The organism is Microbacterium sp. X-17 (genome assembly GCF_039615055.1).
Genome location: NZ_JBDHNI010000005.1, coordinates 93,493 through 117,556, shown reverse-complemented (window position 1 = coordinate 117,556; position 24,064 = coordinate 93,493). Strand labels below are relative to the sequence as shown.

Annotated in this window: 20 protein-coding genes; 6 read left to right on the top strand and 14 right to left on the bottom strand. The window is 71.6% G+C overall.

Features of this window, described 5'->3' with window-relative positions:
* Positions 1–21: 21 nt before the first annotated feature.
* The 3 genes from gatB to gatC are packed head-to-tail and all read right to left on the bottom strand — an operon-like array spanning position 22 to position 3,346.
* Positions 22–1,536 (bottom strand): Asp-tRNA(Asn)/Glu-tRNA(Gln) amidotransferase subunit GatB, encoded by a 1,515-nt coding sequence (gene gatB, locus ABCS02_RS23460; RefSeq protein WP_345838118.1) that lies wholly within the window; start codon positions 1,534–1,536, stop codon positions 22–24.
* Entirely contained in the window at positions 1,536–3,050 is a 1,515-nt protein-coding gene (gene gatA / locus ABCS02_RS23455; protein WP_345838117.1) for an Asp-tRNA(Asn)/Glu-tRNA(Gln) amidotransferase subunit GatA, read from the bottom strand. Before gatA ends, gatB begins: the two co-directional genes overlap by 1 nt.
* Complete coding sequence (gene gatC, locus ABCS02_RS23450; RefSeq protein WP_345838116.1) at positions 3,047–3,346, bottom strand: Asp-tRNA(Asn)/Glu-tRNA(Gln) amidotransferase subunit GatC; 300 nt, start codon at positions 3,344–3,346, stop codon at positions 3,047–3,049. Before gatC ends, gatA begins: the two co-directional genes overlap by 4 nt.
* Positions 3,347–3,380: 34 nt before the next feature.
* Between gatC and ABCS02_RS23445 the strand changes: the two genes are divergently transcribed.
* Both ABCS02_RS23445 and ABCS02_RS23440 read left to right on the top strand, forming a co-directional pair.
* Positions 3,381–5,069 (top strand): long-chain-fatty-acid--CoA ligase, encoded by a 1,689-nt coding sequence (locus ABCS02_RS23445; RefSeq protein ID WP_345838115.1) that lies wholly within the window; start codon positions 3,381–3,383, stop codon positions 5,067–5,069.
* A gap of 4 nt (positions 5,070–5,073) precedes the next feature.
* Positions 5,074–5,661 carry a GNAT family protein gene (locus tag ABCS02_RS23440; protein WP_345838114.1) on the top strand — a complete coding sequence of 196 codons (588 nt, stop codon included), beginning with the start codon at positions 5,074–5,076 and terminating at the stop codon, positions 5,659–5,661.
* Here the strand turns inward: ABCS02_RS23440 and ABCS02_RS23435 are convergent, their stop codons facing one another.
* From ABCS02_RS23435 to ABCS02_RS23415, 5 genes are all read right to left on the bottom strand, one after another.
* Positions 5,662–6,066, bottom strand: coding sequence for a PIN domain-containing protein (locus ABCS02_RS23435; RefSeq protein WP_345838113.1), 405 nt, complete (start codon positions 6,064–6,066; stop codon positions 5,662–5,664). It lies immediately after the preceding gene.
* A complete protein-coding gene (locus ABCS02_RS23430; RefSeq protein ID WP_345838112.1) occupies positions 6,063–6,317 on the bottom strand; it encodes a type II toxin-antitoxin system prevent-host-death family antitoxin in 255 nt (84 codons plus the stop codon). The genes ABCS02_RS23435 and ABCS02_RS23430 overlap by 4 nt, the downstream gene beginning before the upstream one ends.
* 98 nt (positions 6,318–6,415) lie before the next feature.
* On the bottom strand, positions 6,416–8,692 hold the full coding sequence (gene ligA / locus ABCS02_RS23425) for an NAD-dependent DNA ligase LigA (RefSeq protein ID WP_345838111.1): 2,277 nt from the start codon (positions 8,690–8,692) through the stop codon (positions 6,416–6,418).
* A 50-nt stretch (positions 8,693–8,742) separates the two neighbouring features.
* Complete coding sequence (mnmA, locus tag ABCS02_RS23420; RefSeq protein WP_345838110.1) at positions 8,743–9,834, bottom strand: tRNA 2-thiouridine(34) synthase MnmA; 1,092 nt, start codon at positions 9,832–9,834, stop codon at positions 8,743–8,745.
* A 129-nt stretch (positions 9,835–9,963) separates the two neighbouring features.
* Positions 9,964–11,142: an aminotransferase class V-fold PLP-dependent enzyme gene (locus tag ABCS02_RS23415; protein WP_345838109.1), complete on the bottom strand. Its 1,179-nt coding sequence runs from the start codon at positions 11,140–11,142 to the stop codon at positions 9,964–9,966.
* Between the two features lie 216 nt (positions 11,143–11,358).
* Here ABCS02_RS23415 and glgX point away from each other — a divergent pair, with 216 nt between their 5' ends.
* Genes glgX through glgB form a run of 3 tightly spaced genes read left to right on the top strand, consistent with a single transcriptional unit; the run spans position 11,359 to position 17,760 of the window.
* Positions 11,359–13,446, top strand: a complete 2,088-nt coding sequence (gene glgX / locus ABCS02_RS23410; RefSeq protein ID WP_345838108.1) for a glycogen debranching protein GlgX — start codon at positions 11,359–11,361, stop codon at positions 13,444–13,446.
* Between the two features lie 58 nt (positions 13,447–13,504).
* On the top strand, positions 13,505–15,592 hold the full coding sequence (locus tag ABCS02_RS23405) for a maltotransferase domain-containing protein (protein WP_345838107.1): 2,088 nt from the start codon (positions 13,505–13,507) through the stop codon (positions 15,590–15,592).
* Positions 15,589–17,760: a 1,4-alpha-glucan branching protein GlgB gene (glgB, locus tag ABCS02_RS23400; protein ID WP_345838106.1), complete on the top strand. Its 2,172-nt coding sequence runs from the start codon at positions 15,589–15,591 to the stop codon at positions 17,758–17,760. Before ABCS02_RS23405 ends, glgB begins: the two co-directional genes overlap by 4 nt.
* Positions 17,761–17,775: 15 nt before the next feature.
* On the opposite strand, the gene ABCS02_RS23395 is transcribed toward glgB, so the two are convergent.
* Complete coding sequence (locus tag ABCS02_RS23395) at positions 17,776–18,717, bottom strand: tetratricopeptide repeat protein (protein WP_345838105.1); 942 nt, start codon at positions 18,715–18,717, stop codon at positions 17,776–17,778.
* Complete coding sequence (locus ABCS02_RS23390) at positions 18,714–20,528, bottom strand: glycosyl transferase (RefSeq protein WP_345838104.1); 1,815 nt, start codon at positions 20,526–20,528, stop codon at positions 18,714–18,716. The genes ABCS02_RS23395 and ABCS02_RS23390 overlap by 4 nt, the downstream gene beginning before the upstream one ends.
* Positions 20,529–20,637: 109 nt before the next feature.
* Between ABCS02_RS23390 and ABCS02_RS23385 the strand changes: the two genes are divergently transcribed.
* Positions 20,638–21,696 carry an AI-2E family transporter gene (locus tag ABCS02_RS23385; protein ID WP_345838103.1) on the top strand — a complete coding sequence of 353 codons (1,059 nt, stop codon included), beginning with the start codon at positions 20,638–20,640 and terminating at the stop codon, positions 21,694–21,696.
* On the opposite strand, the gene ABCS02_RS23380 is transcribed toward ABCS02_RS23385, so the two are convergent.
* The 4 genes from ABCS02_RS23380 to ABCS02_RS23365 all read right to left on the bottom strand — a co-directional run bounded on the left by ABCS02_RS23380 (position 21,671) and on the right by ABCS02_RS23365 (position 24,064).
* Positions 21,671–22,405 (bottom strand): alpha/beta hydrolase, encoded by a 735-nt coding sequence (locus ABCS02_RS23380; protein ID WP_345838593.1) that lies wholly within the window; start codon positions 22,403–22,405, stop codon positions 21,671–21,673. The genes ABCS02_RS23385 and ABCS02_RS23380 overlap by 26 nt on opposite strands.
* Before the next feature lie 45 nt (positions 22,406–22,450).
* A complete protein-coding gene (locus ABCS02_RS23375; protein ID WP_345838102.1) occupies positions 22,451–22,735 on the bottom strand; it encodes a hypothetical protein in 285 nt (94 codons plus the stop codon).
* Positions 22,736–22,749: 14 nt separating this feature from the next.
* The gene (locus tag ABCS02_RS23370; RefSeq protein ID WP_345838101.1) at positions 22,750–23,367 is read right to left on the bottom strand and encodes a transglycosylase SLT domain-containing protein; all 618 of its coding nucleotides are present in this window, start codon (positions 23,365–23,367) and stop codon (positions 22,750–22,752) included.
* Positions 23,368–23,479: 112 nt separating this feature from the next.
* Positions 23,480–24,064, bottom strand: coding sequence for a DivIVA domain-containing protein (locus tag ABCS02_RS23365; protein ID WP_345838100.1), 585 nt, complete (start codon positions 24,062–24,064; stop codon positions 23,480–23,482).

Here is a 24,064-nt window from a genome sequence, read left to right as displayed (position 1 = left end):
GCCACGCGGTGCGGCGTCGGGTCAGGAGACGGCGCGCTCCAGGATCAGCTCGCGCACGCGCGCGGCATCGGCCTGGCCCTTCATCGCCTTCATGACCGCGCCGATGATCGCGCCGGCAGCTTGGACCTTGCCGTCGCGGATCTTCTCCAGCACGTCCGGCTGCGCCGCGAGGGCCTCGTCGATCGCCGCGATCAGCGCGCCGTCGTCGGAGACGACCGCGAGCCCGCGGGCGTCCACGACCTCCTGCGGCGTCCCCTCGCCGGCGATGACGCCGTCCAGCACCTGGCGGGCGAGCTTGTCCGTCAGCGTGCCGGCATCCACGAGCGCCTGCAGCGCCGCGACATCCGCCGGCGACACGAGCTCGGGCGCCTCGCGCTCCTGCGCGTTGGCGATCCGCGCGATCTCCCCGGTCCACCACTTCCGGGCCGACGCCGGCGATGCCCCGGCGGCGATCGTGGCCTCCACCTCGGACAGGATGCCGTTGTTGACGACGTCCTGGAACTCCTGGTTCGTGAAGCCCCACTCCGCCTTCAGACGGCGGCGGCGCGCCACCGGCTGCTCGGGGAGTTCCGCCCGCAGCGCCTCGATGAGCTCCCGTGCGGGCGCCACCGGCAGCAGGTCGGGCTCCGGGAAGTAGCGGTAGTCGTCGGCATCCGACTTCGGGCGCCCCGCGGAGGTCGTCCCGGTGTCCTCGTGCCAGTGCCGCGTCTCCTGCGTGATCGTGCCACCGGCCTCGAGGATCGCGGCCTGCCGCTGGATCTCGTACCGCACCGCGCGCTCGACGGAGCGGGTGGAGTTGACGTTCTTCGTCTCCGTGCGCGTGCCGAGCTTCTCCTCGCCGCGCCTGCGGAGGGAGACGTTCGCGTCGCAGCGCAGGTTGCCGCGCTCCATGCGGCCCTCGGAGATGCCGAGGGCGAGCACGAGATCCCGGATCGCCTGCACGTACGCGCGCGCGATCTCGGGCGACCGGTCCTCGCCGCCGAAGATCGGCTTCGTGACGATCTCGACGAGCGGCACGCCCGCACGGTTGTAGTCGACGAGCGAGTACTCCGCACCCTGGATGCGGCCGGTCGCGCCACCGACGTGCGTGAGCTTGCCGGCATCCTCCTCCATGTGCGCGCGCTCGATCGGCACCTCGATGATGGTGCCGTCCTCGAGCTCCAGCTCGACGCGGCCCTCGAACGCGATCGGCTCGTCGTACTGCGAGATCTGGTAGTTCTTGCCGAGGTCGGGGTAGAAGTAGTTCTTCCGCGCGAAGCGGCTCACCGGCGCGATCGAGCAGCCGAGCGCGAGGCCGAGGCTGATCGACTTGCGGATCGCTTCCGCGTTCACGACCGGGAGGGCTCCCGGGAGGCCGAGGTCGACCGGCGCGATGAGCGTGTTGGGCTCCGCGTCGTGGTTCTCGCTGTGCGCCGGGTTGGGCGCGGAGGAGAACATCTTCGTCGCCGTGTTGAGCTCGACGTGCACCTCGAACCCCATGACCGGCTCGAACAGCTCGAGCGCCCGGTCGAAGTCCATCAGCTTGTCCTTCGGCATCAGCGCACGCCTCCCAGCGCCGGGAGGCGGTCCAGCAACGGGCCGCCCCATTCGTCCACGAGCAGCGCCTCCAGCGCCGCGCCCACCCGGTACAGCCGCGCATCCTGCCGCGCCGGAGCGAGGAACTGGATGCCGACGGGCAGGCCGTCGTCGGCGGCGAGGCCCGACGGGACCGAGATCCCGGGCACGCCCGCGAGGTTCGCCGGGATCGTCGTCACGTCGTTGAGGTACATCTGCAGCGGGTCGTCGAGCTTCTCGCCGAGCCGGAACGCGGTCGTCGGCGCGGACGGCGTCGCGATCACGTCCACTTCGGCGAAGGCCTCGTCGAAGTCGCGCTGGATCAACGTCCGCACCTTCTGCGCGCTCCCGTAGTACGCGTCGTAGTAGCCCGCCGAGAGAGCGTAGGTGCCGAGGATGATGCGCCGCTTGACCTCGTCGCCGAAGCCGGCGTCGCGGGTGGCGGCCATGACCTCTTCGACCGTGGCGCTCGCGTGGGGCGTGACCCGCATCCCGAACCGCACCGAGTCGAACTTCGCGAGGTTGCTCGACGCCTCCGCCGGAAGGATCAGGTAGTAGGCGGCGACGCCGTACTCGAAGTGCGGCGCGCTGACCTCGACGATCTCCGCGCCTTGCGCCTCCAGCGCCGCGAGCGCGGCCCGGAAGGATGCCGAGACGCCGGCCTGGAAGCCGCTGTCGGGGAGCTCGCGGATGACTCCGACCTTGAGGCCCTTCAGCACGTCGCCACGGGCGCCCTCGCGAGCGGCCGCGGCGAACGACGGCCAGGCCTCCTCCAGCGAGGTCGAGTCGTGGGCGTCGTGACCGCCGATCACGTCGTGCAGGAGACCCGCGTCGAGGACCGTGCGGGTGACGGGACCCACCTGATCGAGGCTCGACGCGAGGGCGATCGCCCCGTAGCGGCTGACACCGCCGTAGGTCGGCTTCACCCCGACGGTGCCGGTCACGTGCGCGGGCTGGCGGATCGAGCCGCCCGTGTCGGAGCCGAGCGCGAGCGGGGCTTCGAACGCTGCGACCGCGGCTGCGGACCCACCGCCGGAGCCGCCGGGGATGCGGTCGAGCGCCCACGGGTTGCGGGTCGGGCCGTAGGCGGAGTGCTCCGTCGAGGAGCCCATCGCGAACTCGTCCATGTTGGTCTTCCCGAGCGGCACGAGCCCGGCGGCGCGGGCGCGCGCCACGACCGTGGCGTCGTAGGGCGACAGGTAGCCCTCGAGAATCTTGGATCCGCTGGTCGAGGGCATGTCGGTCGTGACGAGCACGTCCTTGATCGCGAGCGGCACACCGGCGAGCGGATGCAGCACCTCACCCGAGGCGCGGCGCCGGTCGATCTCCCGCGCGGCGGCGATCGCGTGCTCGTTCACGTGCAGGTACGCGTGGACGTCGGGCTCCACCGCGGCGATGCGGTCGAGGTGGGCCTGCGTGGCCTCGACGCTCGACACGCGACCCGCTGCGAGCTCTGCGGCGAGCTCTGCCGCCGGCATCCGGATCAGATCGCTCACTGCTCCTCCCCCAGGATCGCGGTGACGCGGAAGCGTCCGTCCACGGCATCCGGTGCGTTCTGCAGCGACTGCGCGCGCGTGAGGATCTGCCCCACCTCGTCGGGACGGAAGACGTTCTCCAGCGGGATCGGATGGCTCGTGGCCGGCACCTCGGGGGTCGCGACCTCCGAGACCTTCGCGATGTTGTCGACGATCACCGCGAGCTGACCCGTGAGGCGCTCCACCTCTTCGTCGCTCAGCTGGATCCGGGCGAGCACGCCGAGATGGCGCACGAGATCGGGGGTGATTTCAGACACCGAGCCAGTTTATGCGGGCCCTAGGCTGGGGCGCGTGACGACGTACGATCCGCCTCGCCCCTGGATCTCGAGCTACGCACCGGGCGTGCCTGCCGACCTCGCACCCGTCGAGGGCTCCCTGTCGGACATCGTCGAGACCTCGACGCGGACGCATCCCGACGCTCCCGCCCTCGAGTTCTTCGGCCGCGTGACGACCTACCGTCAGCTGGCGGAGGCGATCGACCGGGCCGCGGAGGGCCTCCGCGCGCTCGGGGTGAACGCCGGCGACCCGGTCGCGATCGTGCTGCCGAACTGCCCGCAACACATCGTCGCGTTCTACGCGATCCTCCGGCTCGGCGCCGTCGTCGTCGAGCACAACCCGCTGTACACCGAGCGAGAGCTGCAGGTGCAGTTCTCCGACCACCGGGCGCGCACGGTGATCGCGTGGAGCAAGACCGTCCACACGCTCCAGCAGTTCCCCGACGAGGTGCGTCCGGCGCGGATCATCGCGGTCGACCTCATCGAGGCGATGCCGTTCGTCACACGGATGGCGCTGCGCCTGCCCCTGAAGAAGGCGCGCGAGGCCCGAACCGCGCTGCACGAGCCGGTCACCGGCGCGATCGGCTGGTCGGAGCTCGTCGCGCACCCGCCGCTCGCGGCATCCCACCCGCGCCCGACCACGGATGACCTCGCGATCATCCAGTACACGAGCGGCACGACGGGCACCCCGAAGGGCGCGGCGCTCACGCACCGGAACCTGCTCGCGAACGCGGCACAATCGCGCTCCTGGGTGCCGACGATCACGCCGGGCGAGGGATGCGTCGTGTACGCGGTACTGCCGATGTTCCACGCCTACGGCCTGACGCTCTGCCTCACGTTCGCGATGTCGATGAGCGCGCGGCTCGTGCTGTTCCCCCGCTTCGACCCGGACATGGTGCTCGCGGTCACGAAGAAGCGCCCGGCGACGTTCCTGCCGCTCGTGCCGCCGATCGCCGACCGGCTGCTGAAGCGAGCGCAAGAGACCGGAATCTCCCTGCGGGGGACCGAGATCGCGATCTCCGGGGCGATGGCGCTGCCGCACGAGCTCGTCGTGCCGTTCGAGAAGGCCTCGGGCGGCTACCTGGTCGAGGGATACGGCCTGAGCGAGTGCTCCCCCGTGCTCATGGCGAATCCCGTCGCCGCGAACCGCGTGCCCGGCACGGTCGGGCTCCCGCTGCCCGCCACCGAGTGCCGCGTCGTGGATCCCGACGAGCCGACGCGCGACGTCGCACCGGGCGAACCCGGCGAACTGCTCGTGCGCGGTCCGCAGGTGTTCTCGGGCTACCACGGCAAGCCCGAGGAGACGGCCGCCGTCTTCGTCGGCGACTGGTTCCGCACGGGCGACATCGTCACGATCGACGAGGCCGGCTTCGTGCGAATCGTCGACCGCATCAAGGAGCTCATCATCACGGGCGGCTTCAACGTGTCGCCGACCGAGGTCGAGGCCGTGCTGACGCAGCATCCGGATATCGCGGAGGCGGCGGTCGTGGGGCTTCCGAACCCGCACTCGGGCGAGGACGTGGTGGCGGCCGTGGTCCTGACCGACGGCGTGACCGAGTTCGACCCGGAGGCCGTACGCGCGTTCGCCCGCGACATCCTCACGCCCTACAAGGTCCCGCGGCGGATCGTGGTCGTGGACGAACTGCCGAAGTCGCTCATCGGCAAGGTCCAGCGCCGCCTCGTCCGCGACGCCCTGAAGCCCTAGCCGCATGGACTTCGCGGCCACCCCCACGCTCGCCCACGAGCGCGTCGTGCTCGAACCGTTGAGCCTGGCGCGGAACGACGATCTCGCGGATGCCGTTGCGATCGAGGATCTCTGGCGCACCTGGTACACGAGGATCCCGTCCCCGAGCGGGATGTGGGCGGCGATCTCGGAGCGACTCGAACGTCAGCGTGCCGGAGCGATGGCGCCCTGGGCGATCGTCGACCCGGCGACCGGACGGGCCGTCGGCGTCACCTCGTATTGGGACGTCGATCCCGCCAATCGCCGCGTGGAGATCGGCGGAACGTGGCTCTCGCGTCCCGCGCAGGGCACCGGCATCAACTCCGCGGCGAAGCTTCTCCTCCTGACGCGCGCGTTCGAAGAGCTGGGCTGCATCGCCGTCGAGTTCCGCACGCATTGGCACAACCACCAGTCGCGGCGCGCGATCGAGAACCTGGGCGCGAAGCAGGACGGCGTCCTGCGCAAGCACGTGATCTTCGATAACGGCACGGTGCGCGACACTGTGGTGTTCTCGATCACCGACGACGAATGGCCGACCGTGAAGTTCGGCCTCGAGGCACGGCTCGCGCGCTGATCAGACGCGGATCACCTCGACACCCGGTGCATCGGCGAGCAGGTCGAAGTCGGCATCCTGCGTGACGACCGGGAGCCGGTTCGCCGCCGCGATCGCCGCGATCCACAGGTCGTTGACGCGGACACGTCGGCCCGCAGCGCCGACATAGGCACGCAACCGCGCCCACTCGTGGGCGGCTTCCTCAGACGCCGAGAGGATCGGCATGCCCCGAACTTGATCGAGGGTCGCCAACCGACGCGCTCGTGTCTGCACGTCTGCGGCCACCAGAACTCCGAGCTCCAGTTCGCCGACCGTGACAACCGTCGTCAGATAGTCGTGGCCCTCGACATCAGGACCGAGCGGGCGACCGCTCTCCTGCGCGATGAAGACGGACGTATCCGCCACGGCGAGCGTCCGGGCCATCATCCCAGCCCGTCTTCGTCGGACGTCTCGCCCACGAGGTCTCGCAGCTCGTCGCGCAGCGCGGGGTCTGCCTGATGCGTCTGAAGCCGCGCGGCGAACTCCGGGCCCGGAATCGGCCGACGCCAAGGATCCACCGACACCAGCCGGGCCACGGGTCGGCCGTGGACGGTGATCGTGATCTCCTCGCCGCCCTCGACACGTCGGAGCAGTCCGGCTGTGTCGTTGCGCAGCTCGCGTGCCGGAATGTCAGCCATGGGAGCAGTGTAGCTCTCCGTAGCACTATGTAGCAGGGTGGTCATACGTGGCGCTCCTTCTCGCGTCTGGACCCGAGAGTAGAACGGACGTACGACACTCACTCCGGAGCGGTGGCGGGCTCCCCAAGCGCGGACGGACCCTCGGTCACGAGGAGGTGGAACTGGGCGGCGTCAAGGATCCGGAGGCCCAGCTCCTCGGCCTTCGCGAGCTTCGACCCCGCTCCTGGACCGGCCGCGACGAAGTCCGTCTTCTTCGACACGCTCGATGCGGCCTTGCCGCCCGCCCGCAGGATCGCCTCCTGCGCCCCCTCACGCGTGTACCCGTCGAGCGAGCCGGTCGCCACGATCGTGAGCCCCGCGAGCACGCCGCCGGTCTCCTCCGCCGCGCCCGGCCCCGGGTGTCCCGGGGTGGCGAGCTGCGCGCCCGCGGCCTGCCAGCGATCCACGATCTCCCGGTGCCAGTCGACCTCGAACCAGTCGATGAGCGCGTCGGCGATGATCGGCCCGACCCCCTCCACGGCGGCGAGCTCGTCGCGCGACGCCGCGCGGATGGCGTCGAGCGAGCCGAACCACTGAGCCAGCGCCCGCGCGGCGACGGGACCCACATGACGGATGCTCAGCGCCACGAGGAACCGCCACAGCTCCTTCGTCTTCGCGACCTCGAGGTTCACCAGGAGCTCGAGAGCGGCCTTCGACACGACGTGGTCGGGGTCCCCGTCGAACGGCCCGTTGGGATCGAAGGCGGGATCCGCGTCCCGTCCGGTCTTCCGTCGGATGCGCCGGAACGGCGAACGGGTGTCCGGCGACCCGTCCGGCAGCAGGCGGATCAGCCCCGTCTCCGGGTCGCGCACCGTGACGTCGATCGGGAACAGGTCCTCCGCGGTCAGCTCGAACAGGCCCGCCTCGGTGACGAGCGGGGGCGTCTCGGGCCGCTCGGGCTGCGTCAGCGCTGCCGCGGACACCTCCCCCAGCCCCTCGATGTCGAGGGCGCCCCGAGATCCGACGTGCTCGACGCGGCCCCGCACCTGCGCGGGACACGACCGCGTGTTCGGGCAGCGGAGGTCGATGTCGCCCTCCTTCGCCGGCGCGAGCGGCGACCCGCACTCGGGGCAGTTCGCGGGCATCACGAACGCCCGCTCCGTGCCGTCACGCAGCTCGACGACGGGCCCCAGCACCTCGGGAATGACGTCCCCGGCCTTGCGCAGCACGACCGTGTCGCCGATCAGCACCCCCTTCGCCTTCACGACGTCCTGGTTGTGCAGGGTCGCCTGGCGCACGACACTGCCGGCGACCCGCGCCGGCTCCATCACGGCGAACGGCGTCGCGCGACCGGTCCGGCCGACCGACACGACGATGTCGAGCAGCTTCGTGTTGACCTGCTCGGGCGGATACTTGTACGCGATCGCCCAGCGCGGCGCGCGGCTCGTCGCGCCGAGCTCGCCGTGCAGCGCGAGCTCGTCGACCTTGACGACGACCCCGTCGATCTCGTGCTCGACGTCGTGCCGGTGCTCGCCGTAGTGGCGGATGTAATCCGCAGCGCCGGCCGCCGAGTCCGTCACCCGGAAGTAGCGGCTCGTCGGCAGGCCCCACGAGCCGAGCAGCTCGTACACCTCGCTCTGTGACGCGACCGGCGGATCCGGCCACGCTCCGATCCCGTGCACGGTGAGCCGCAGCCGTGACAGACGCTCGTGCATCGCCTGCAGCTGCCGCTCGTTCTTGCCCTCGGTCTTCTGCCGGAGCGATCCGCTCGCAGCGTTCCGAGGATTCGCGAACAGGCGGTCTCCGACCGACTCCTGGAAGGCGTTCAGCGAAGCGAAGTCCGCCACCGTGAAGAACACCTCGCCGCGCACCTCGACGAGGGGCGGATGCCCGGTCCCTGACAGCTGCCGCGGGATGCCCGAGATCTGGCGCACGTTCTCCGTGACATCCTCGCCCACGCGGCCGTCGCCGCGCGTCGCCGCCGACACCAGACGACCGCGCTCGTATCGCAGCGACAGGGCGAGCCCGTCGATCTTGAGCTCGCACAGATAGTGCACGGACCGGCCCGCGTCGCGCTCGACCTTGGCCGCCCACGCGAGGAACTCCTCGGGACTGAAGACGTTGTCGAGGCTCAGCATCCGCTCCGCATGCTCGACCGGCGCGAACAGGGTGCCGGATGCCGCGCCGACGGACAGCGTCGGCGAGTCCTGCCCCTGGAGCTCGGGGTGGAGCGCCTCGAGCTGCTCGAGGCGGTGCATCCAGTCGTCGTAGGTCGCGTCGTCGACGAGCACCTCGTCGCGGCCGTAGTACGCGTCGCGCGCGTCGAGGATCCGCTCCGTGAGCTCCGCAGCCTGGACCCGGGCCTCCGCGAGCGTCAGTTCGATGGCGTCGGTCACCCCGCCAGTCTACGAAGGGCCTCCGACCCTCACTCGGGCCGGGATGCGACTCAGACGGGGACGGCGGAGACCGTGCGGTCGACCGTGAACTGGCCGATCACGCGCGTGCCGTCATACAGCACGGCCGTCTGCCCGGGGGCGACGCCGTCGAGCGGGGACGCCGGCACCACGACGACCTGCGTGCCGTCCCACCGCGCGAGGGCGCGGACGGGCTCGGCGTGCGCGCGGATCTGCACCTCGCACGCGAACCGGCCGGCATCGGGCACGGCGCCGGTCCAGCTGAACCGGGCGCCGGCGATCTCCGCCGTGGCGAGCTCCTCCTTGGCCCCGACGACGACCGTGTTCGTGACCGGACGCACCTCGAGCACGAACCGGGGCCGGCCGTCCGGCGCGGGCACGCCGAGGTTGAGCCCCCGCCGCTGGCCGACGGTGAACGCGTGCGCACCCTCGTGGCTCCCCACCACGGCGCCCGTCCGATCGACGATGTCGCCCGGAGCGGTGCCGACGCGATCCGCGAGCCAGCCGCGCGTGTCGCCGTCCGGGATGAAGCAGATGTCGTGGCTGTCGGGCTTCTGGGCGACCGCAAGACCCCGCGCCTCCGCCTCGGCGCGCACGAGCGCCTTCGAGGGCGTGTCGCCGAGCGGGAACAGCGTGTGGGCGAGCTGCGCGGCGGTCAGCACGCCCAGCACGTAGGACTGATCCTTCGCGGCATCCGACGCCCGGTGCAGCTCGAGTCCGGTCGGCCCCGTCCGCACGACGGCGTAGTGCCCCGTGCACACCGCGTCGAAGCCGAGCTCGAGCGCGCGCTCCAGAAGGGCCGCGAACTTGATGCGCTCGTTGCAGCGCATGCACGGATTCGGCGTGCGGCCCGCGCGGTACTCGGCGACGAAGTCCTCGACCACGTCGTCGCGGAAGCGCTCCGAGAAGTCCCAGACATAGAAGGGGATGCCGAGCCGGTCGGCCGCGCGCCGAGCATCCATCGCGTCCTCGATCGTGCAGCATCCGCGGCTCCCGGCCCGGAGCGTGCCGCCGGCGCGGGAGAGCGCGAGGTGCACGCCGACGACGTCGTGTCCCGCCTCGACGGCCCGCGCGGCCGCGACGGCGGAGTCGACGCCGCCGCTCATGGCCGCCAGAACCCGCATGCCCTCCATGGTACGGACGCCCCCGCCCTGTCCACCGCCCCGCGAGAACGCGCTTGTGTCATGAAACGCCGGCGTGTCTGTGACACAAGCGCGTTCTCGCGGGGAAGGGGACAGGCTCCGGGGGTCGGGTCAGGGGCGAGCGGAGCGGGCGCGGGCGGATGCCGCGGCCGCGTGCACGGACGGGAGGGCCGCCAGGGCCGCATCCACGTCCGCCTCCGTCGTCGTGCGGCCGAGGGTGAAGCGCAGGACGGACCGCGCCTCCCGTTCCGTCCGGCCGAGGGCGAGCACCACGTGCGACGGCTCGGCGACGCCCGCCTGGCACGCCGATCCCGTCGACACCGCGACGCCGTGCTGGTCGAACAGGAACAGGAGCGTCTCCCCCTCGGCGTCGGGGAAGAGCACGTGCACGTTGCCCGGCACGCGGTCGAGCGGATCCCCGAGCAGCTCGGCACCGGGCACCACGGCCCGGATGCCGCGGATCAGACGCTCCCCCAGCGCCCGCAGACGCGCGGCCTCGCTCTCGCGCTCGGCCTCCGCGAGCTCCGCGGCCACGGCGAAGGCCGCGGCGCCCGCCACGTCCTGCGTCCCCGAACGGAGCCCGCGCTGCTGCGCGCCACCGTGCACGAGGGCATCCGGCGACACCGTCCGTGACACGACGAGCGCCCCCACGCCCACGGGCCCGCCCACCTTGTGCGCCGACACGCTCAGGGCGACCAGACCACCGGCGGCCGGGGCATCCGCCCGCCACGCGCGGTAGCGCACCGGGACGTGACCGAGGGCTGCGACACCGTCGAGGTGCAGCGGCACGTCCGCGCGCGCCGCGGCCCTCGCGAGCGCCGGCGCGTCGTTCACCGTGCCGGTCTCGTTCCCGGCCACGAGCGCGGTCGCGAGCGCGGCCCCGGGCAGGGCGGCGGCGAAGGCATCGGCCGGGATGCGTCCGACCGGATCCAGCGCGACGGTGCGCACCGCGGCACCCGCCTGCGCCGCGAGCCAGCCGACCGCCTCCATCGTCGCGTGATGCTCGCCGTCCGGCAGCACGATCGCGCCGTCGGCCCGCCGCCCCCACCACAGCCCCTTGAGAGCGAGGTTCACGCTCTCCGTCCCGCTGGCGGTGAAGACGACCTCGATCGGCTCGCAGTCGAGCACCGCCGCGAGCCGCTCCCGCGACTCCTCCAGCAGGCGCCGCGCCGCCTGGCCGCCGCCGTGGATCGACGACGCATTGCCGACGAGGGCCGACGCGGCGAGCCAGGCGTCGCGCGCCTCGTCCCGCAACGGCGAGGTCGCCGCGTGGTCGAGGTAGGCGCGCATGCATCCACTCTCCCACCCGCACCTCCGCCCCTGCCTCCTCCACCTCCGCACCCCCCTTCCCCCGCGCCCCCTCCCCCGTGCCCCCTCCCCGCGAGAACGCCCGTATGTCACAGACACGCCGCAGATTCGTGACATACGCGCGTTCTCGCGGATAGGAGGCCGGGGTCGGAGGACGGGGAGAAGGGCGGCGTCGAGGGGCTGGGTACTGTAGACAGCATGGCGATCTCCGACCCGGCCCGCCCCGCTCCACCCCCCGCGCCGCTCCTGTCGCCGGATCTCGACCGGCTCGGCGTGACCCTGCAGGACGGGGTCGGCACGATCCGGGTGTGGTCCGCGCACGCCGACTGGCTCGAGCTCGTGATCTTCGATCCGACCGATCTCGACTGGATCACCGACAAGGTGCCGATGCGTCTCGTCGGCGGCGGGGTCTGGGAAGCCACGACGCCGCTGCTGCGTCCCGGGGTGCGCTACGCCGTCCGCACGTCGGGTCCCCCGGGTCCGGGGAACGTGTTCAATCGCCGCACCCTGCTTCTCGAGCCGTACTCGCGCGGTCTCCAGAGCGCCGGGTTCGAGGACTGGCGCTCCGTCGTCATCGACGGCTCCTTCGACTGGGGCGGCGTCGCGAAGCCCTCCGTTCCCCTCGATCGCACCGTGATCTACGAGGGCCACGTCAAGGGGCTCACGAAGCGCCACCCCGACATCCCGCCCGCCCTCCACGGGACGTACGCGGGCCTCGCCCACCCCGCGATGATCGAGCACTTCCAGACGCTCGGCGTCACGAGCGTCGAGCTGCTCCCCGTGCACGCCTTCGCCTCGGAGCCCCGTCTCCTTCAGCTCGGCCTCACGAACTACTGGGGCTACAACACGCTCAACTTCTTCACGCCGCACGCCGCCTACGCGACGGAGGCCGCGCGGCGCGACGGACCGGAGGCGGTCCTCCGCGAGTTCAAGGGCATGGTCCGCCTCCTCCACGAGGCCGGTCTCGAGGTGATCCTCGACGTCGTCTACAACCACACGTCCGAGGAGGGCCTCGGCGGCCCCCGGTCGAGCCTGCGCGGGCTCGACAACCGCGCGTACTACCGGCAGCAGGACGACGGCACGTACATCGACCTGACCGGATGCGGCAACGCGGTCGACACGGCGACGGATGCCGCGGCCCGGCTCGTGCTCGACTCCCTCCGCTACTGGGCGAACGACGTGCAGATCGACGGCTTCCGCTTCGACCTCGCGGCGACGCTCGGCCGCGACGCGAACCACGTGTTCACCCCCGAGCATCCGCTCCTGCGGGCGATCCTCGACGATCCCGCGCTCCAGGGCGTCAAGACCATCGCCGAGCCGTGGGACGTCGGGATGGGCGGCTGGCAGACCGGCAACTTCGGCCGCGGCTGGAGCGAGTGGAACGACCGCTACCGCGACCGGGTCCGCAACTTCTGGCTGAGCGACATCGACTACGGACGCCGCGCTTCGGTGCCGCCGGTCGGGATCGGTGGCCTCGCGAACCGGCTCGCCGGTTCCGCCAACACGTTCAGCGAGGAGCGCGGCCCGCTGGCGAGCGTCAACTTCGTCACGGCGCACGACGGCTTCACCCTCAACGACCTCGTGTCGTACGACGTCAAGCACAACCTCTCCAACGGCGAGCAGAACCGCGACGGCGCCGACACGAACCGCTCGTTCAACCACGGCGCGGAGGGCCCGACGGACGACCCGACGGTCCTGGCGACACGCCGCAAGGCGATGCGGAACCTCCTCGGCACGCTGCTGCTGTCCGCCGGCATCCCGATGCTGACGGCCGGCGACGAGTTCGCCCGCACGCAGCGCGGCAACAACAACGCCTACTGCCACGACTCGCCGCTCACCTGGCTGAAGTGGGAGCACGAGCCGTGGCAGCGCGACCTGTTCGCGCACGTCCAGCGACTCATCCGGCTGCGGCAGGAGAACCCGGCGCTGCGCCCGATCCGCTTCGAGCGTCTCAACCGGCGGACGCCGTCGGCATCCGACATGGACTGGTACGACGAGCACGGCGAGACGATGTCCGCCGACCGATGGGGGAATCCCTCGCACCGGACGCTGCAGTACGTCGCGGCGTCCACGCCCGAGCGCGAGGCGTTCAACCGGATCCTGCTGATCGTGCACGGCATCGAGCGCCCGGTGGACGTGACGCTCCCCGAGATCGCGGGCGTGTCGCGCTACGTGTCGCTCTGGTGCAGCGCGGACGAGACGCCCGACCGTGCGCCCGAGACGCACGCACCCGGCGCGACCGTCCCGATGATCGCGACCTCCATGCACCTCTTCCGGGCCGAGTAACGACAGCGCGCGGCGCAAGAGGCGTGTCGCGCGCACCGGCCCGCGATAGGTTCAAATCGTGGCGTCCCCGACACGAACCGTCGTCCCTCCGGCCTGGCGCAGCGCGACCGCTGTGCCGCTGCAATCCGCGGCGCCCGAGGAGCCGGATCTCGGCGCGCGGGCGCTCCGGATCCCGCTCGCCGACCCCCGGCCGCGGACGCCCGACCCGCGGTACCGCGCGAAGGCGTTCGCCGGTGAGGTCGTGCCGTTCACGACGGTGGCCTTCCGCGAGGGCCACGACCTCATCGGCGTGCACGTGCGGCTGTTCACGCCCGCGGGCGTCGAGTCACTGCACCGCCTCGCGCCGCTGGACGACGGCTTCGATCACTGGCGCACCGACGTGGCGCTCCTTGAGGCGGGGGTCTGGCGGTTCCGGTTCGAGGCGTTCGCGGACGAGGGCGCAACCTGGCGGCACACGGCCGGGGTGAAGATCGCCGCCGGTGTCGACACGGTGCTCATGCGGGAGACCGGCGCACGGCTCCTGCAACGCGCCGCCGCCGACCGGTCCCGTCCCGCCGCCGAGCGGGTGGTCCTGCGCGACGCCATCGGGCGCCTGAGGTCCGCGGAGACCACGGATGCCGAGGCGCTCGCGCTCCTCGACGAGCCCGCGCTCATCCAGGCACTGCAGGACCGTCCGGTGCGCGCCGTCGTCTCTACCGGTCCGGAGCTCGAGCTCCTGGTGGAGCGCGAGCGGGCCGGCGTCGGCGCCTGGTATGAGTTCTTCCCGCGCTCGGAGGGCGCGAAGCGGAGGAAGGACGGGTCGATCAAGACCGGCACGCTGCGCTCCGCGGCGAAGCGGCTCCCGGGCGTGGCCGCGATGGGCTTCGACGTCGTCTACCTGCCGCCGATCCACCCGATCGGCCGCACGAACCGCAAGGGCCCGAACAACACGCTCACCGCGGGCGCCGCCGACCCCGGCTCGCCGTGGGCGATCGGCGCGGAGGAGGGCGGGCACGACGCGGTCCACCCCGACCTCGGCTCGGTCGCGGACCTCCGCGCGTTCGTCCGCGCCGCACGGGCGGAAGGCCTCGAGGTCGCCCTCGATCTGGCGCTGCAGGCGGCCCCCGACCACCCGTGGGTCCGCGAGCACCCCGAGTGGTTCACGACCCTCTCGGACGGCTCGATCGCGTACGCCGAGAACCCGCCGAAGAAGTACCAGGACATCTACCCCCTCAACTTCGACAACGACCCGGAGGGGATCCGCGCGGAGATCCTGCGGATCGTGCGCCACTGGATCGCGCAGGGCATCCGCATCTTTCGCGTCGACAACCCGCACACCAAGCCGCTGTGGTTCTGGGAGTGGCTGATCGGGACGGTGAACGCGGAGCATCCGGATGTCGTGTTCCTCGCCGAGGCGTTCACCCGCCCCGCTCCCCTGCGGGCGCTCGCCCAGGTGGGGTTCCAGCAGAGCTACACCTACTTCACGTGGCGCAACACGAAGCCGGAGCTGGAGGAGTTCCTCGGCGAGGTGTCCGGCGACACCGCGGACTTCCTGCGGCCCAACCTGTTCGTGAACACCCCCGACATCCTCACCGAGTACCTGCAGTTCGGCGGCCGGCCGGCCTACCGGATCCGGGCGGCGATCGCCTCGACGGCGGCCCCGACGTACGGCGTCTACGCCGGGTACGAGCTCTTCGAGAACGTCGCACGACCGGGCTCCGAGGAGAACATCGACAACGAGAAGTACGAGTACACGCTGCGGGATTGGGCGGCGGCGGAAGAGGCGGGCGACTCGCTCGCGCCGTTCCTCCGGCAGCTCAACGACATCCGGCGCGCGCACCCCGCGCTGCGTCAGCTCCGCAACTTCTCCGTCCACTGGAGCGACGACGACGCGATCCTCGTCTACTCCAAGCACCTTCCCGCCGCACTCTCGCCGACCGGCGAGGCGGACACGGTCATCGTGGTGGTCAACGTCGACCCGCACTCCGTCCGCGAGACGACGGTGCACCTCGACACGCGCATCTGGGGGGTGACGCCGGGCGAGCCGTTCGAGGTGGAGGAGCTCCTCACCGGCGCGCACTGGACCTGGACGGACCACAACTACGTCCGGCTCGACGCGTTCGCCGAGCCCGTCCACATCCTGCACGTGAAGGAGACCCGACGATGAGCACCCTCCCCGACGACCAGATCCTCGACACGGTCGCGACCGGCTCGTACCACTCCCCGCACGACGTGCTGGGCCTCCATCACGACCCGGCCGGGCGCGGCTACCTCGTCCGGGCCCGCCGCCCCCTCGCCCGCACCGTGACCGCGATCTTCGCGGACGGCACGGACGTCCCGCTCCAGCACGTCCGCGGCGGGATCTGGGAGGGAGGCCCCGTCCGCGCCGCCGGGTCGTACGTCGTGCGCGCGACGTACGAGGACGGCTCCGTCCACCTCGCCGACGACCCGTACCGGCACCTTCCGACGGTGGGTGAGCTGGACCTGCACCTCATCGCGGAGGGGCGGCACGAGCAGCTGTGGCACGTGCTCGGCGCGCACGTCCGCACCTCCGACGGCGTGCCGGGGACCGCGTTCACGGTGTGGGCGCCGAACGCGCGCGCCGTGCGCGTCATCGGCGACTTCAACGACTGGGGCGGCGAGGGTCACGCGATGCGCTCGATGGGCCGCAGCGGCATCTGGGAGCTGTTCGTCCCCGCGGTGGGGGCCGGAACGTCGTACAAGTTCCAGCTCCTCACCCGTGCGGGCATCTGGATCGAGAAAGCGGACCCGATGGCGCGGTGGGCCGAGGTGCCGCCGGCGACCGCGTCCGTCGTCGTCGAGTCCGCGCACGCGTGGGGCGACGGCGCGTGGATGTCGGCGCGACGGCACACCGAGCCGGTCCAGCGCCCGATGTCCGTGTACGAGCTCCACTTCGGCTCGTGGCGGCCCGGGCTCTCCTACCGCGACGGCGCGGACCAGCTCATCGAGTACGTGCAGGACATGGGGTTCACGCACGTCGAGTTCCTGCCCCTCGCGGAGCATCCGTTCGGCGGCTCCTGGGGCTACCAGGTCACCGGCTACTACGCGCCGACCAGCCGCTACGGGCATCCGGACGACCTCCGCTACCTCATCGACCGTCTCCACCAGGCGGGCATCGGCGTCATCGTCGACTGGGTGCCGGGGCACTTCCCGAAGGACACGTGGGCGCTCGCGCGTTTCGACGGCCAGGCGCTCTACGAGCACCCGGATCCCCGCCGCGGCGAGCACCGCGACTGGGGCACGCTGATCTTCGACTACGGCCGCAACGAGGTGCGGAACTTCCTCGTCGCGAACGCGCTGTACTGGTTCGAGGAGTTCCACGTCGACGGGCTCCGCGTCGACGCCGTCGCGTCGATGCTGTACCTCGACTACTCGCGGGAGCCGGGCGACTGGGCGCCGAACGAGCACGGCGGCCGCGAGAACCTCGACGCGATCCGCTTCCTGCAGGAGGTGAACGCCACCTCGTACCGCCGGTACCCGGGCATCACGATGATCGCCGAGGAGTCGACGAGCTTCCCCGGTGTCACCGCCGCGACCAACCACAGCGGGCTCGGCTTCGGCTTCAAGTGGAACATGGGCTGGATGAACGACACGCTCGCGTACATCTCGCGGGATCCGCTCTACCGCTCGCACCACGAGGGCGAGCTGACGTTCTCGTTCATGTACGCGTTCAGCGAGAACTTCATCCTCCCGATCAGCCACGACGAGGTCGTGCACGGGAAGGGCAGCCTGTTCTCGCGGATGCCCGGCGACCACTGGCAGAAGCTCGCGAACACCCGCGCGCTCCTCGCGTACATGTGGGCGCATCCGGGCAAGCAGCTGCTGTTCATGGGGCAGGAGTTCGGGCAGATCTCGGAGTGGTCGCAGGCCCGCGCCCTCGACTGGTGGCTGCTCGAGCAGCCGTCGCACCAGCAGCTGCAGCGGTTCGTCGCGACCCTCAACCGCACCTACCGCGACAACGAGCCGCTGTGGGCGCGCGAGCGCGACGGCACGGGCTTCACGCGCCTGGGCGCGCCCACGTGGAACCCGAACGTGCTGGCGTTCGCGCGGCGCGACGGACGCGGCGTCGTGGTCGCCGTGTGCAACTTCAGCGGCAACCCGATCGTGAACTACGTGCTCGACCTCCCCGAAGCGGGCGTCTGGCACGAGATCCTGAACACGGACGCGCTGGAGTTCGGCGGATCGGGCGTGGGGAACCTCGGCGTCGTCCGCGCCGACGCCGACCGTCGAGCGCGCATCACGCTTCCGCCGCTCGGCGTGCTCTGGCTCCGCTACGAGCGCGACCCGCACATCCCGTCGCCCGAGCGCGACTGACGCGCGAGCGCCGGGCTAGAAGAGGAGCGAGGCCAGGCGGCGCCGGGCCGAGAGGACGCGGGGGTCGGCGTCGCCGACGAGCCCGAACAGCTCCAGGAGCCGGTCGCGGACCGGGCCCCGGGCATCCGCGGGCAGCGCCGCGAAGAGCTCGAGCAGCCGGTCGAAGGCGTCGTCGATGTGGCCGCCCGCGAGATCCAGGTCGGCGACCGCGAGCTGGGCGTCGACATCGGTCGGGCCCTCCGCCGCAGCAGCGCGCACCGCGGCGGCATCCGCGTCTTGCAGACGGGCGAGGAGGCGCACCTGGCCGAGGCCGGCGCGCGCGTCCTCATCGCGCGGGTTCTCGGCGAGCGCCTGCTCGTACGCGCGCTGGGCGCGGGCGTAGTCGCCCTCCTCGATCGCCGCGAACGCCTCGGCATGGAGCGGCGGCAGCGGCGGCTCCTCGTCAGCAGCATCCTCGGCCGGCGCCTCTTCCCCGGACACCGCGACGCGGCCGGCGACGCCGTTCTGCGCGGCGAGCTGGAGGAGCTGCGCGAACACCTCGCGCACCTGCTGCTCGGGCACGGCGCCCGTGAACAGCGGCACCGCCTGACCGGCGACGAGGGCGACCACCATCGGGATCGACTGCGCACGGAACGTCTGCGACAGCTGCGGATTCGCGTCGACGTCGACCTTCGCGAGGATGACGCGACCGTCGAGCTCGCGCACGACCCGCTCGAGGATCGGGCTCAGCTGCTTGCACGGCCCGCACCACTCCGCCCACAGGTCCACGACGACGGGCACGACGCGCGAGAACTCCAGCACGCTCGCGAACGTGTCGTCCGTCACGTCCAGCACGAGCGACGGCACGGTGCCGACGGGCGCCGGCGCCTCGCCGTCGGCGGGCACGGGCGGGCGGTTGCGGAGAGCGGACAGGTCGACGGCACCGCGCATGACGGCGCCCGGGGCAGGCTGGCTCACTGGATCACCTTAGCTCCGAGGATGTTGGACGAGTACCCGAGCAGCTGGATCTTCTCGTTCGACCCCTGACCGGGCACGTAGAAGAACAGCTGGTCGCTGAACGTCGTCGTGAAGCCGGACTGCGACTGGTCCGCGCCGGCGAGCGCCTTCACGGTCGGGTTGTTGTCGAGCTTGATGACCGCGGCCGCATCGGTGGGCTTGACCGTGTCGATCTCGTTGACGTTCACGGCGACGATCGCCCCGCTCTCGAGGGTCGCGAGCGCGAGCGGGCTCTGCGAGCCGGCCGCCGAGGAGAACGACAGGTTCCCGGTGTTCGCGCCGGTGGCGTTGAACTCGTTCAGGCGCTTCTGCCGGTCGGCCGCCACCATCGGGCGGAACTGGTCGGACTGGTCGTCGAACAGGGTCGCGAACTTGCTGTTCGCGCCGTTGTTGATGACGTCCGAGTAGGCGGCCGCCAGCTGACCCGGCGGGATGAGGAGGAACGTGGAGTCCGGCGGCACGGCCTTCGCACCCACGTACACGGGCGCGACGCCGGGCAGCTGCGTGCCCGCCTCGATGCCCGCGGCGTAGTCGAGCTTGTAGTTCGACCACGGGTCCGCCTGGGTCATCATCATGATCGTCGGCGGCGGGTTGGTGGCGTTGGCGTCCCCGACCACCAGCATGACCGTGCGGGGCCATCCGCTGTACGCCTGCGGGAGCACCACCGACAGCGGGGTCGTCGCGATCGGCGGGAGCGCCGCCGCGTCCGGCACCGCGCCGCGCAGCGTGTAGTTCGTCTGCCGCTCCGCGAGCATCGCTCCGGCCAGGCGCGTCGCGGCCGTATCGGCGCCGCGCGAGCTGTCGGCGTCGGCGACGGTCTTCGCGATGCGCGCGAGGACGTCCTGCGCCTGGGCCTCCGTGACGGCCGGGGCCTGCTGGCTCTCCGCGTCGATCACGGATGCCGTCGGCGACGGCGTCACGCTGGCCGCGCCGAACTGCGGCCAGACCTCCGCGGAGCACCCCGTCAGGGCGACCGCGGATGCGGCGATCAGCACCGGGACCGCGAGCAGGGAGCGGCGCGAGCTCAGCGACCGCCGGCTGGGCGTCGTCGAGACGACGCCCTTGGCCTCGTCGCCGGCCGCCTCGTCATCCGCGGCCGCGATCGAGATCGGCTCCGTCTTCGGCAGCGGCGGCGGTCCCTTGCGACGGGGGCCGCGCGAACGGCGCGCATGCCGGATGCCGAGGATGTACAGCACCACGCCGCCGATCAGGAACAGGCCGCCGAGGAGGAACAGTGGGCCGGCCCACGGCGTCGCGTTGTCGGCGGGCCACGTGACCGTCACCGTCGCGGGAGCCGGCGCCGTGCCGTCGGACGCGACGACGACGCTCATGGACGCCGGGACCTGCATCGGGATGCTGAGGTTCCCGCTCGTGCCGGTGAACTCCTGCACCCACAGGTCGGAGCCGGACGGCGCCTGCTTCGCGGGCGTCTGCGTGGTACTCGCGGTGGGGGCGACCAAGGTCGAGGTGACCGCACCCGAGCCGTCCACGCCGATCGCGGTGTGCGGGACGTCGGCGACCCACGCGTCGACGTCCGCGGTGCGCCCGTAGGCCGCGAAGACCGTGCCGGTCCCCCGGACGGCCAGCGTCTGGGCGCCGGGGTGCTGGGTCAGGACGGCACCGTCGATGACCGTGTACGCCGCGGTGGCGCTGGCGGTCTCGATCTGTGCGGACTGCGTCGGTGGTCCTTGGAAGATGGTGCGTTGGGCGATGCCCGCACCGATCATGACCGCGGCGACGATGAAGGCCAGGACGGCCCAGACGAAACGCACGAATAACCTCCCGGAGCCGGGATCGGACAGCCCGGACCGTACACTCGACATTTCAGACTATCGGAGCGCCCTGGGAGAGCCCAGAGAGACGTCACGAGAGGATGGCGCTGTGAAGATTCAGAACCCGTTCCGCGTCGCATTCGTCGCGACGCTCGGGGTGGGCCTCGGCATCATGCTCATCACGAGCATCACCACGCTCTCCACGATCCTCCTCTACGTCGGTACGGCGCTGTTCCTCTCGCTGGGCCTGGAGCCGATCGTCGGCTGGCTCGTGAAGCGCCGACTGCCGCGGTGGGCGGCCGTGCTCGTCACGATCCTCATCGTGCTGGGCGTCTTCGCCGGGATCGTGCTGATCATCATGCCGGTCATCGTCGGGCAGATCGGCCAGCTCGTCACCGAGATCACGGGCTATCTGCAGAACTCGCCGTCGATCGACGACTTCCGGAACTGGACGCACTCGCTCTTCCCCGCGCTCCAGCCGTCGTTCATCGACGACACGGTCTCCAACGCGCAGACGTGGCTGCTGGAGAACTGGGGCTCGATCACCAGCGGCGTCATCAACGCCGGGATCGCCGTCGTCGGCGGCCTGTTCGGCGCGTTCATCGTGCTGATCCTGACGATCTACTTCACGGCATCCACGCCGTCCCTGAAGGCCGCGGTCTACCAGCTGGTGCCCGCGTCCAAGCGGCCCCGGTTCATCGACCTCGCCGAGCAGATCGTCGACTCGGTCGGCTACTACGTCATCGGCCAGCTGAGCCTCGGGCTCATCAACGGCGTCCTGAGCGCGATCTTCCTGTCGATCATCGGCGCGCCGTTCCCGGCCGTGCTCGCCGTCGTCGCGTTCGTCTTCTCGCTCATCCCGCTCGTCGGCACCCTGACCGGCTCCGTCATCATCGTGCTCACGTGCCTGATCCCCGGTCTCGGGTCCCCGACGACCGCGCTCATCGCGGCGATCTACTACCTGATCTACATGCAGGTCGAGGCGTACGTGATCTCGCCGCGCATCATGAGCCGCGCGGTCGCTGTTCCCGGAGCCGTCGTCGTGATCGCGGCGCTCGCCGGCGGCTCGCTCCTCGGGCTGCTGGGCGCGCTCATCGCGATCCCCGTCGCGGCGAGCATCCTGATCCTCTACCGGCAGGTCGTCATTCCGCGGATGAACGCACGCTAGCCCCGTCCCACTCCGTGGGGAGGGGCAGGGCGGCGGGGTTCACGACCGCGACGATCTCGTCGAGGACGCGACGCGTCTGCGTCTCGCCCACCCACAGGTGCCGGCCGTTCTGGACGGCGACGAGCCGCGCCTGCGGGACCGCCGCGAAGCGCTCGGCGGCCTCCGGCGGACGCAGATAGTCGTCGAGCTCGGGCACGAGGGCGATCACGGGACGACCATCGCTCGCCCACGCCGCCAGTTCGTCGGGCGTGGTCCGGTGCAGGGGCGGCGACAGCAGGATGGCGCCCGCAATGTCGTGCTCGCGACCGTACTTGAGCGCCAGCTCGGTCCCGAACGACCAGCCGAGCAGCCACGGCACAGGCAGGCCGCGCTCGCGGACGAACGCGACCGCCGCGGCGAGATCCAGCGCCTCGGCACGACCCTCGTCGAACGCGCCGTCGCTCGTCCCCCGCGGCGAGCTCGTGCCGCGCGTGTTGAACCGCAGCACCGCGAGATCGGCGAGCGCGGGCAGCCGCGCCGCGGCCTTCCGGAGGATGTGCGAGTCCATGAAGCCGCCCGCTGTCGGCAGCGGATGCAGCGTCAGCAGCGTCGCGACCGGGTCGCGCTCGAGCGGCAGTGCCAGTTCCCCGACGAGGGTGAGTCCGTCGGCGGTGACCAGCTCGATGTCCTCGCGGCGGGCGGGCAGCTCGACGGGGCCTCTTATTTCCATCGTCACCGCACACGGCCTTCCATCGTCACCACACACGCCCTTCCATCAGCGAATCCTCCAGCAGCGCGTATGCCAGTGGCGCCGGGCGGCGAGATCGGCGGCATCCCCCAGCACGCCGTCTGCGCGCCACACGACGACGTGCGCGACGCCGGGGTCGATCGTGCCGCCGCACCCGGGGCACGTGTACGCCTTCTGCGCCTGCGACTCGGAGATCGGCTGCACGGTCCACGTCGTGCCGCGCTTGGTCTCGGTGCGCTTCCACCCCGCGAGAAGCCGCTCGAACGAGTCGTCTCCGGACGGCTGGGGCCGCCGCTTGCGGGAACGCGGCATGGTGAGGGGTCGACCTACCACCAGCCGTGGCTGGCCCAGAAGTCGTAGGCCCCCGCCCAGCTGCCGTATCGACCATTCGCGTAGCCGGTGCCCCACGACAGATTGGCAACGGGATCGTAGGTACCGGCGCCCAGCTTGCCGCACTCCGTCTGCACGAGACCGCAATAGCCGTTGCTGCTCGTCGCGTTCGGATTCCAGCCGCTCTCGTGGCTCACGATGTAGTTGACGTAGCCCCAGTCGCTCTCCGCGATACCGGCCGCCGTCATCCACTCCGCCGGCGCGCCGCCTCCGCTGTAACGGGGCGCGCCTCCCGAGCCGGATCCGCTGGACGCTGAGGCCTGGGATGCGGTCTGCGTGGGCGTCGGCTTCGGCGTCTCGTACACGGTGTACGAGCTGCGCGTGAGCGCCGCGCCCGTTCCGGCGCCGCTGCTGGAGACGACGAGGCTCTGCGGATCGCCGACGGCGGCCGCGTAGGAGGTCGTGCCGGGCTCGTCCATGACCGGTCGCGGGGCCGCCAGGGCGATGCTCGCGGGGCCGGCGTAGGCGCCGAGGAAGCCGACGGCGGCGAGTGCCGCGAACACCCCGAGGGTGCTGCGACGGCGCGTCCAGGACGGGCGGGGCCGTGTGTTCATCGAGCGGGATGCTGCGGGAATCAGCTCTGCGCGGGAAGTCACAATGTCACGAGTCTAGCCACGAGGCTCCGGAACCTGCCATCCGGCGCACGGATTCGCCGTCATGTCGCGATCAGCCGACCGCGAGCATCACCTCGACCACGGCGTCCAGGACGGCGTCGACCTGGACCTCGCTGTAGCCGCCGCGCTGCATGCGGAAGGCGACCGAGCGCACCTGCTCGACCGTCACGGAGTCGCCCGCGGAGAGGAACCGGGCGATCCGGTCGGTGACCAGATCGACCTCGTCCACGCGGTATCCGTAGCGCATGATGCCCGTGCGGGCGAAGCGGTGGCCCTTCGGGCGGGTGAGCCGGTCGAGGATCGTCTGCGCCGCCTCGCGGGTCTGCTCGACCCATACGCCGGCGCCGACGCGGCCAAGGGCGTGAGCGCGCTCACGCTCCGCGAACGCGTCCTCGATGCGGGCGAGCGCCGCGTCGACGGACTCGACGACGTAGCCGCGCCGCACGAGCGGGAAGGCGGCCTCGCGGACGTCGCCCGCCTGGAGCGGCGGCGCATCGGAGTCGCCCTCGAACGACGCACGGGCGCGCGCGAGGAACGCGTCGACCGCGGCGCGGTCATAGCCGCGCGCACGTCCGGTCGCGACCGGGAACGGGCTCGCGGGCCGCGGCGCGGCCGCGGTGGGCTCGGAGATCGTCAT